We start from the raw sequence: 2269 nt of genomic DNA, 5'->3' as shown, positions 1-2269 counted from the left end.
ATGAAAGCTGGCAGCGCGACTGCCTGCTGATCACGGTAAAGCGGTATCCACCGGCGAACGACATTGGCATTAATCCCGTGACTCATCGCAATAGCTGCCACGGAAACACCGGGCTGCTCGCACTCTTGAACGACTTGGGTCTTGAAGGATTTCGGGTATGACTTACGTTGGCGCATGACGATCCTGGCATTAAGGGTAATTGCGTCCGCTTAAAAATACGCGGACACAATCGTCCTTATTGCTCGGGCTCGGAAGGTGTGTTCCCCGGCCCCTTACGTTCGTGCTAACACAGGGCAGTGTTTGCTGATGTCGAAAATCCTTGATTTTGAGATTAAGAACTACAAAGGCATTGTCAGTACGCGCATTGAGCTTTCAGGCAAGATCGATACGCCGATCGTAATGCTCATTGGTCTTAACGAAAGTGGTAAAACCACTATTCTCGAAGCGATATCGCAATTTGTAAGTAGCGATAAGTCGGTCTCAAGTCTGTACACCTTCAGTCCAGAAAATAACAAAGAGTTTACGTTCATTCCTGCTAGCCAGAAGGGTTCATTCAAGGGCGTAGTGTCCGTCGCCGCTACGGTGCAGCTGGACGAAGTCGAAATAATGGCGATCGAGAAACTGGCAGAGACGCTCGGGTTTGAGGTGGATGTCGAGGCGTTGGGCAAGAAGTTCCGGATTGCAAAAGAAATCAATTTTGCAAATGATCCGGGCGGTGAAAGTGGCGGAAGTCTCGGCTTGGAGTTAAACGTCAAGCTGCCTTGGGAGGAGGAATTTGAGCCCTTCGCGTACCCAGATGATCCTGAGGTGGATTTGTGGGCGCGGATCGCAGAGTTGGTGGTGGAAGGGGTACCAACGGTCGCCTACTTCCCGACATTTCTGATTAACGTACCCGAGGAAATCGAGCTGGCCCCATTTCAAGGGGAAAGTTACGAGCAGCGTCACTACCGGGAAATCGTGGAAAAAATTATTGCGTATGCAGATCATGATGTAGAAGAGCACATCAATAGACGCATTGCGCAGTACAGTGAGAAACATGGCGCTCAGTGGCTCGATACCTTTTACCGAAGCCATGAAAAGAGTCAGATTGATGCGGTGTTCAAGAAGGTCTCCCAGGCCCTGTCGAGCCAGGTGATTGGCGGATGGCGGCGTGTATTCTCGCGCGAGACGACAGCCAGACGGGTCGAGCTGCAGTGGTCTGTCACCGGGGCTGATAGACCCACTGCCATGGTGTCCTTTGCTGTCAGTAACGGTGACTCTGACTACAAGATCAGTGAGCGCTCCATCGGTTTCAGGTGGTTCTTCACCTTTTTGCTCCTCACCGGCTTCAAGCTGGAAAACAGTAAGCGCAAAACCATCTATGTGTTCGACGAACCTGCCGCCAACCTGCACTCTCGCGCCCAGGTAGAGCTGTTGACGTATTTTGAGAAAATGATCGGCAATGGGGACAAGATCATTTACTCCACACACAGTCATCACATGGTCGACCCTAGGTGGCTCTCTGGCGCCTACATCGTCGAGAACCGCGCTGCCAAGCATGATGATGTTGACGGGTATGATCTTGAGTTTTTACCGGCTGAAATCGCCGCAATAAAGTACAAACGATTTCTAGATAAGTATCCGACCAGAGGCCATCACTTTCAGCCAGTTATAGAGAGGCTGCAGTATGTGGTTCCTGAGATCGTTGGCACGTCGCCCTTCGTCATCGTGGAGGGGATCTCGGACTACTACGCGTTCAAGGCGGCCTCGACTACGTGTGACGTCACGATTAACTTCACCATCATCCCTGGTGTCGGTTCGAGCTCGTCCGGGAACCTGCTCAGTTTGCTCATGGGGCGGGGCGAAAAATTTATAGTCCTTTTGGATGACGATAAAGCGGGTCGAGAAGCACGTGATCGATATCGCAAGAAGTGGCTCCTACCCGGTTGGTCCGTAATCACCTTTGCAGATATCGATGCGACCTATGAATTTTGGGCGCTGGAAGCTTTGGTGGGCCAGGATAGCTTTGAGATCGCACAGAGGACGCTGGGTTTGAGTAAATTACCTAGCAAGGATCAATATGCGCTGTTCCTGGCGGAGCACTACCATAAAGCAGAGACAGGCGAAGATATCTTTTCGCCGCAAGGGCTTGAGAATCTCCACGCTGTGCTTCGTTTCCTTGCCCAGCAATTCGCACAGCCTTGAAGGAGGAGTGCTCCTGCTCTTGAGGTACTGGCGCAGCCACACCAAAGTGGGTGTGGCCCTGATCTGCGGATTCCACACGCATTTG

Annotated in this window: 2 protein-coding genes; one reads left to right on the top strand and one right to left on the bottom strand. The window is 51.8% G+C overall.

The genetic code is table 11. The annotated features are described in order from the left end of the window. On the bottom strand, nucleotides 1-176 hold a 176-nt coding region (locus tag AWM79_RS18645; RefSeq protein ID WP_156430181.1), incomplete at its 3' end, for a transposase. Between the two features lie 130 nt (nucleotides 177-306). On the opposite strand from AWM79_RS18645, the gene AWM79_RS18640 reads away from it, so the two are divergent. Then, nucleotides 307-2184 (top strand): ATP-dependent nuclease, encoded by a 1878-nt coding sequence (locus tag AWM79_RS18640; RefSeq protein ID WP_060783511.1) that lies wholly within the window; start codon nucleotides 307-309, stop codon nucleotides 2182-2184. Nucleotides 2185-2269: the final 85 nt, after the last annotated feature.

This window comes from Pseudomonas agarici (assembly GCF_001543125.1).
In the GTDB taxonomy this organism is placed as follows: domain Bacteria; phylum Pseudomonadota; class Gammaproteobacteria; order Pseudomonadales; family Pseudomonadaceae; genus Aquipseudomonas; species Aquipseudomonas agarici.
The sequence above is the reverse complement of the archived record's forward strand: the minus strand, read 5'-3'. Positions and strand labels throughout refer to the sequence as shown.

Bases quoted from the DNA above. Each gene is read 5' to 3' on its own strand.
- AWM79_RS18640 (WP_060783511.1), top strand. From the start codon at position 307: ATGTCGAAAATCCTTGATTTTGAGATTAAGAACTACAAAGGCATTGTC.